Here is a 6,303-nt window from a genome sequence, read left to right as displayed (position 1 = left end):
GCGGTCATTGCCGATCAGCTCGGGGTGGGTAACACGCTCACGCCGGAACTGCTGGTGGCGGCATCACGCAAAGACAGCGCGGCGTTCGTGGCGGTGGAAGCGATCTGCAAGGGCCTGGAGATCGAGCTGCCCGCCCCGATCACCTTCACGGACAAGCAGGGCATTGTCCGACAGCGGACGCGGGTGCGCTGGTGGGATGACACGGCCTCGACCTACCGCACTGCGGCGCTGATCGGCCGCGATGCGGGTCAATTGCCGGAGACACCGATTCCAGACAGCGCCATCGCGCGCTACGACCAGGCCAAACCGGTCTTCTTCGGGCATTACTGGTTCAGCGGAAACCCGGGCGTCATCTCCGCCAAGGCGTGCTGCGTGGACTACAGCGCAGCACTGGAAAGCGAGCCGCTGGTGGCCTACCGCTTCGACGGCGAGGATGCGCTGTCGAACGACAAGCTGGTGGCCGTTCGGGCGTAGCCGCCCGCCCCACYCTCACGGCAACGYGAACTTCCGCGCCATCCGCAGCGGCCACACCGAGGTGAACTGGGCACCGCCAACCAGGCGGTAGGCCGCCGAAACGCTGTGCAGGACACCCAACCGCTCCAGCACGTCCTTGGTGCGCCGGAAGGTCGGGCGCGGATCGGCCGTGAACATGAACAGGTTGATTTCCTTGGCACTGACGTCATAGCCGTCCAGCGTCGCCGCCTTGCCCAGCGCGGTGGTCAGCTCGGCCTCCAGCGTGGCCAGGAACGCCTCGTCGTCCAGCGACTTTCGCCAGAACTTGATCACAAGCTGATAATCCATCGGCGCCGGCCTGTCGTTCTATAAGGGAACCGCCAAGGTTACCCCTCCTTGGCGCGTCATGCGCCGTCGAGTCGGGGCGGCGCCCAATCTGCCGGCCCCATCGACAAGCCCTTGATGCCCTGGCGATCATGCTCGGCCGGACGCCCAAGCCCGGGCCCGCGAGAACTGCGATGAAACCCTTCCGCTTGCTGCTGTTGTCTTCCCTGCTCGCACTGACCCCGGCCCTGGCCACCGCGGCCGACAAGGTCACCACCACACCGGTGCACTTCACCAAGGGCGCCAGCAGCGCCACGCTGCGTGGCACGCTTTCCGGCTATGACACAGTCCGCTACACCGTGTCGGCACGCGCCGGCCAGACCATGACAGTGACGGTGGGCGGCAGCGCCAATGCCAGCTTCAATGTGTTCGCCCCTGGCGTGGTCCCCGGCCAGGGTGAGGCGCTGGGCAGCAACGATGAGAAGCGGCGCTGGTCCGGCACCCTGCCCGCCTCGGGCACCTACGTGGTGCAGGTCTACCAGATGCGGGCGCAGGCGCGCCGTGGCGAGAAGGCACCGCATACGCTGACCGTCGCCATCCGCTGACCGCAGTGCCGGGCCCGCCCGGCGCTGTCGGCGCCTTCATCGCAGGGACCTTGGGATGGACTTCCTCAAACTGCTTCGATCGCTGGAAGAGTTTCTCTACGAGCTCTGCACCTGGTTCCTGTTTTTCCCGCGCACGCTGTACCGGGTGATCGTGCATCCACGGCGGATGGCGCAGTACGTCACTACCGAGCTGACCCAGAAGCTGGACAAGCAGTTCGACGATGCGATCAGTCCGCCGATGTTCCTCATGCTGGCGGTGCTGGTGGCGCACGGGGTGGAGTTGCTGATGCACCAGCAGATCGTCGGCACCGGGCAGTTGTCGCGCACGGTGTTCGGCAACGAGGAAAGTCTGTTGCTGTACCGCTCGATCACCTTCGCGGTGTGGCCGCTGATCGCTACCGTGCACATGCTCCGACGCAGCAAGCTGCCGATGACCCGCGAGACGCTGCGCCGCCCATTCTTCGTGCAGTGTTACCTGACCGCGCCGTTCGCGGTCGCGCTGTCTACCAGCATGGTGTTCGTCCGGCTGCCAGGCCAGCTGTCGACCCACATCGGCGTGGCCGTGTCCCTGCTGTCCCTGCTCTGGTACGCGGTGGTGCAGGCTGGCTGGCTCAAGGTGGCCTTGGAACGCTCCTGGCTCAATACCGTGTTGTCCACGCTGTGGGTGCTGCTTTTGGGCATCGCGATCAACAGCCTGATCGGCTGGGTGTTGCTGACCAGTTGAAACTAGCTGGCCGGGTCGCCACGCAGACGCGCATACATATCGAAGTCGCGCGAGGTACCGCCGACACGACGGAAGCCGCGCAATCGTCCTTCATGCTGAAACGCGCACCGGTGCAGCACGCGCGCCGAGGCATGATTGGTATCCAGCACCACGGCCTGGATGCGTTGCCAGCCGAAATGGGCAAACGCCCACGGCACGACCTGCCGGCACACGGCCGTGGCGATGCCCCGGTGCCAGGCCGCCGGTGAAAGCTCGTAGGCGATTTCGGCGCTGCCGTGATGGGGATTGATGCTGTGGAAGCCGAGGGTTCCAACAAGCGCATCGCCGCGATCGACAATGGCCAGGCGCAGCTGAGGCGCGGCAGCCTCCGGCTCCAGTGCGGCGAAGATTGCCGTCAGGTCGTCGACCGATGACAGCGCCCAGCTGGTCTGGCCGATAACCTCGGGTAAGCGCAGATAGTCGTACCACGCCTGCGCGTCGCCGCGCCGGAGCCAACGCAGCGTCACGTCAGGGTGGCCGGAAGACGGCGGTGGAAGGGACTGGGGATTCACCTGAAACTCCGCGAGGGGCAGTGCTGTTCCGATTCAACCCGGATTGGCGGCCGCGCTCAAGCAGGCGCGTCACAATCACCGCATCCGCCACGGTGTTCGCGCTGCGTTGCAGCAGGTGTCACCCGTTGCGGCACAGTCGGTGTCGAGGAAAGCATGGCAAGCTGGGGCCTTCCCTGTCAGGCCGTCCAGGAGGCCCCATGCACGCACGTTTCCACCGCCCCGCTTTGTTGGTATTGATGGCGATGTCGCTCGCCACCGCTTCGGCGCATGCGGCCGACGCGTTGCGGGTGATGTCCTTCAACGTGCGCACGCCGGTGGATACCGAGGCCGGCCGGCGCTGGGAAGACCGTCGCGATGCGATGGTGACGCTGCTGCGCGAGCAGCACCCGGCCGTGTTTGGCACCCAGGAGCTGGTGGAAAAACAGGCCGATTACCTGGTGCAGCACCTGCCCGGCTACCGCTGGTTCGGCGAAGGCCGCCGCGGCGGCCATGCCGATGAGCACATGGGCGTGTTCTACGACACCGCGCAGCTCAAGCTGCTGGAATCCGGCAATTTCTGGCTCTCCGACACGCCCGATGTGGTCGCCAGCATCACCTGGGGCAACCTGATGCCGCGCATGGTCACCTGGGGGCTGTTCCAGCGCCAGACCGATGGCCAGCGCTTCTACCTGCTCAATACCCACCTGCCCTACCGCGAGGAAGATGAGCCGCGCCGCGTGCTGGGTGCCAAGCTGATCATTGAACGGGTGGCCGCGCTGCCCAAGGACATCCCGGTGGTGGTCACCGGCGATTTCAACAGCGAGCCGGGCAGCACCACCTACCAGACGTTCACCGCCGCGCTCGGTGATGCGCGCAGGCTTGCCGGCAAGGTCGATGGCCCGCGCCTGACCTTCCATGATTTCACCGGCAAGCCGACCGTGGAACTGGACTGGATCCTGGTGCGCGGCTTCACCGTGGATCGCTTCAGCACGCTGGATGAAAAGCCCGGCGGCGTGCTGCCGTCGGACCACTACCCGGTGCAGGCCGAACTGGTGTTCCCCACCTCACCCAGGCACTGAGCCCGGGCGCGACGGGCCACCGCCTCAGCGCGCGGCGGTGGCCTTGGGCGCGTGGCTGACTCGCCAGACCGTGTTGCCGGCATCGTCGCTGACCAGCACGCTGCCGTCCTTGAGCACCAGGCTGGCCACCGGGCGGCCATAGACCTCCGACGTGCTGCCGTCGACCACGAAGCCGCTGAGGAAATCCTCGGCCTGGCCACTGGGTTTGTCGCCCTTGAAGGGAACAAACAGCACCTTGTAGCCCGATAGCACGGCACGATTCCACGACCCGTGCAGGCCCACCAGCGCGCCCCCCTGGTACCGGGCCGGGAACGCCGTGCCGTCATAGAAAGTGATGTCCATCGCCGCCACATGTGGGCCCACCGCGAAATCGGGGACGCGGGTTTTCTCGACCAGTTCCGGCGCCTTGCCGGCCAGGCGCGGGTCTTCGTTGGCGCCGTAATACGCGTAGGGCCAACCGTAGAAACCGTCCTGGTGCACCTCGGTGATGTAGTCCGGTACCAGGTTGTCGCCGAGCTCGTCGCGCTCGTTGACCGCCGTCCACATGCGGCCATTCTTGAAGGCGATGCCGTTGGGATTGCGCAGGCCGGCGGCGAAGACGGTTTCGCCGCTGCCGTCGAGGCGGATGCGCAGGATGTTGGCGCGGCGCTTCTCGTTCTCCAGACCGTACTCGCCGTTGTTGCTGGCCGAGCCGACGGTCACATACAGGTACTGGCCGTCCGGGCTGGCGACGATATTGCGCGTCCAGTGATTGTTGTAGCCACCGGCAGGCAGCGACAGGATCTTGCGGCCCTTGGCGGTGATCTTCGTCTGCCCGTTTTCGTACGGATAGACCCACACGCCATCGGTGTTGGCCACGTATAGCTGGTTACCGCGCTGGAGCATGCCGAATGGCTGGTTGAGACCGGCCAGGAAGGTGCTGCGCAGCTCCGGCACGCCGTCGCCATCGGCGTCGCGCAGCAGGGTGATGCGATTGGCGCTTTTCTTGCCGGTCTTCGCCTCGGAGACCAGCACATCACCGTTGTCGAGCAGCACCATCCAGCGCGGGTTGTCGAAGTCGCGCGAGTAGGCGCTGACCTGGAACCCGGCGGGCGCTTTCGGGGTGCGACCTTGTGGCCAGCCGATCACCTTKGAATTGAGCTGGGCAGACCGGGTGGCATACGGTTTGGGCAACTGCCTGGCGATCTGCTCACCGGGGCCGACCAGCGGATCGGCGGCGCTTGCGGTGGCAGCGGCGGCCAGTGCCAGCAGGCACGCAGCGGCGAGCGATGTCGGGCGCATCGGCAATTCTCGTCGTCGGGCAAGGGGACAGGAAGCGTCGCGCAGCCTGCGTGACTGTTGCGTCACGMCGCATCGCCCCCCGGACGATGACAGGCGAACTCAATGCCGGCGTTGTGGGTGATCCTCACCGAGCATTCGACACAAGGCCAGATGCTGGTCGCGGGCCTGGCAGATGCGTGCGCCGACGGCGATGAACAGCCCGACCACGACCACGCCGATGTCCAGCAAGGTGTCCGGAAGCCGGGCAAAACCCAGGGCCACCACCAGCGCCGCCAGAATCAGCAACACCAGCGCGCTGGGCGACAGGGCCGCCTGAGCGCTCCGAGTGGCGGTCGAGGCTGTCCGCCACTGGTCACGGTCGATCATGAGGTGTTCCCCTGGAAAAGGGGAGTTTTGTATCACCCGGGTTGGTGCGGACGTCAGTGGCAAAGACGCCAACGGCCGCTTCACTGATCATGCATGGCGGCAAATTCTGACGCAGATCACACGGGAGGGCGGTCTGGCCGCCCTCGCGCATCGGCTCAACGCAGCGTGCCAGCCACGGCCGGCGGTGCGGCCTCCTGCTGCTGGCCCCAGCCGCCCAGGGCCTTGTACACCCCCACCACACTCACATTGACGGTGGACTCGGCCGCGGCCAGTGCGTCGTCGGCCGCCAGCTGCGTGCGCTGGGCGTCCAACAGGGTCAGGAAGTCTTCCGAGCCCTCGCGGTAGCGGATCTGCGCCAGCTGCTCGGCACGCCGGGCGGCCTGGGCCTGCTCGGCGACGATGCCCAACCGCGCCTGTTGCTTGGCATAGCGGGTCAACGCATTCTCGGTGTCTTCCAGCGCCAGCAACACCGCCTTTTCGTACTCGGCGGCAACGCCGTCGGCCTGCGCCTTGCTCGCCCGCAGGCGTGCCTTGACGGTGCCGAAGTCGAACGCGGCCCAGCTGATCGACGGGGTCATCGACCAGGCCTTGTTGCTGCCGTTGACCAACCCACTGGCATCGCCGGACAGGAAACCGACGAAGCCGGTGAGGCTGATCCGCGGGAACAGGTCGGCCGTGGCCACGCCAACGCGTGCGGTAGCCGCCGCCAGGCGACGCTCGGCACTGCGCACGTCGGCGCGCTGGCGCAGCAGATCGGTGGTGTCACCGAGCGGCAGCTGCTTGGCATAGGCCGGCACTTCACGCGGCTGCAGCAGTGCGTCCAATGCATCCGGACGCTGCCCCAGCAGCACGGCAAGGCGATGCCGCGACTGCACTTCGGACACTTCCAGCAGCGGGATGTCCGCTTCGATGGCCTTCAATCGCGCGCGGCTGCTTTGCAC

The 6,303-nt window shown here is 66.5% G+C and carries 9 protein-coding genes; 4 read left to right on the top strand and 5 right to left on the bottom strand.

Features of this window, described 5'->3' with window-relative positions:
* A partial coding sequence (locus tag ACXJKH_RS12595) for a hypothetical protein (protein ID WP_457319694.1) occupies positions 1–474 on the top strand: 474 nt, incomplete at its 5' end.
* 15 nt (positions 475–489) lie between these two features.
* Here the strand turns inward: ACXJKH_RS12595 and ACXJKH_RS12590 are convergent.
* On the bottom strand, positions 490–801 hold the full coding sequence (locus ACXJKH_RS12590; RefSeq protein ID WP_457319692.1) for a hypothetical protein: 312 nt from the start codon (positions 799–801) through the stop codon (positions 490–492).
* Between the two features lie 170 nt (positions 802–971).
* On the opposite strand from ACXJKH_RS12590, the gene ACXJKH_RS12585 reads away from it, so the two are divergent.
* Positions 972–1,382 (top strand): g-type lysozyme inhibitor, encoded by a 411-nt coding sequence (locus tag ACXJKH_RS12585; protein WP_457319690.1) that lies wholly within the window; start codon positions 972–974, stop codon positions 1,380–1,382.
* Between the two features lie 55 nt (positions 1,383–1,437).
* Positions 1,438–2,106 (top strand): hypothetical protein, encoded by a 669-nt coding sequence (locus tag ACXJKH_RS12580; RefSeq protein ID WP_457319688.1) that lies wholly within the window; start codon positions 1,438–1,440, stop codon positions 2,104–2,106.
* A gap of 2 nt (positions 2,107–2,108) precedes the next feature.
* Here ACXJKH_RS12580 and ACXJKH_RS12575 read toward each other — a convergent pair whose 3' ends face one another.
* On the bottom strand, positions 2,109–2,657 hold the full coding sequence (locus tag ACXJKH_RS12575; RefSeq protein WP_457319686.1) for a GNAT family N-acetyltransferase: 549 nt from the start codon (positions 2,655–2,657) through the stop codon (positions 2,109–2,111).
* A gap of 197 nt (positions 2,658–2,854) precedes the next feature.
* Between ACXJKH_RS12575 and ACXJKH_RS12570 the strand changes: the two genes are divergently transcribed.
* Positions 2,855–3,715 carry an endonuclease/exonuclease/phosphatase family protein gene (locus tag ACXJKH_RS12570; protein ID WP_457319684.1) on the top strand — a complete coding sequence of 287 codons (861 nt, stop codon included), beginning with the start codon at positions 2,855–2,857 and terminating at the stop codon, positions 3,713–3,715.
* 24 nt (positions 3,716–3,739) lie between these two features.
* Here ACXJKH_RS12570 and ACXJKH_RS12565 read toward each other — a convergent pair whose 3' ends face one another.
* The 3 genes from ACXJKH_RS12565 to ACXJKH_RS12555 all read right to left on the bottom strand — a co-directional run.
* The gene (locus ACXJKH_RS12565; protein ID WP_457319682.1) at positions 3,740–4,996 is read right to left on the bottom strand and encodes a PQQ-dependent sugar dehydrogenase; all 1,257 of its coding nucleotides are present in this window, start codon (positions 4,994–4,996) and stop codon (positions 3,740–3,742) included.
* Positions 4,997–5,095: 99 nt separating this feature from the next.
* Complete coding sequence (locus ACXJKH_RS12560; protein WP_256774033.1) at positions 5,096–5,362, bottom strand: hypothetical protein; 267 nt, start codon at positions 5,360–5,362, stop codon at positions 5,096–5,098.
* A 155-nt stretch (positions 5,363–5,517) separates the two neighbouring features.
* Positions 5,518–6,303 (bottom strand): TolC family protein (locus ACXJKH_RS12555; RefSeq protein ID WP_457319680.1); only part of this gene is annotated, 786 nt, incomplete at its 5' end.

The sequence above is a fragment of the Stenotrophomonas sp. P5_B8 genome (assembly GCF_054049855.1).
The sequence above is the reverse complement of the archived record's forward strand: the minus strand, read 5'-3'. Positions and strand labels throughout refer to the sequence as shown.

Coding starts and splice junctions, on each gene's coding strand:
- ACXJKH_RS12580 (WP_457319688.1), top strand. CDS start 1,438: ATGGACTTCCTCAAACTGCTTCGATCGCTGGAAGAGTTTCTCTACGAG.
- ACXJKH_RS12585 (WP_457319690.1), top strand. CDS start 972: ATGAAACCCTTCCGCTTGCTGCTGTTGTCTTCCCTGCTCGCACTGACC.
- ACXJKH_RS12560 (WP_256774033.1), bottom strand. CDS start 5,362: ATGATCGACCGTGACCAGTGGCGGACAGCCTCGACCGCCACTCGGAGC.
- ACXJKH_RS12570 (WP_457319684.1), top strand. CDS start 2,855: ATGCACGCACGTTTCCACCGCCCCGCTTTGTTGGTATTGATGGCGATG.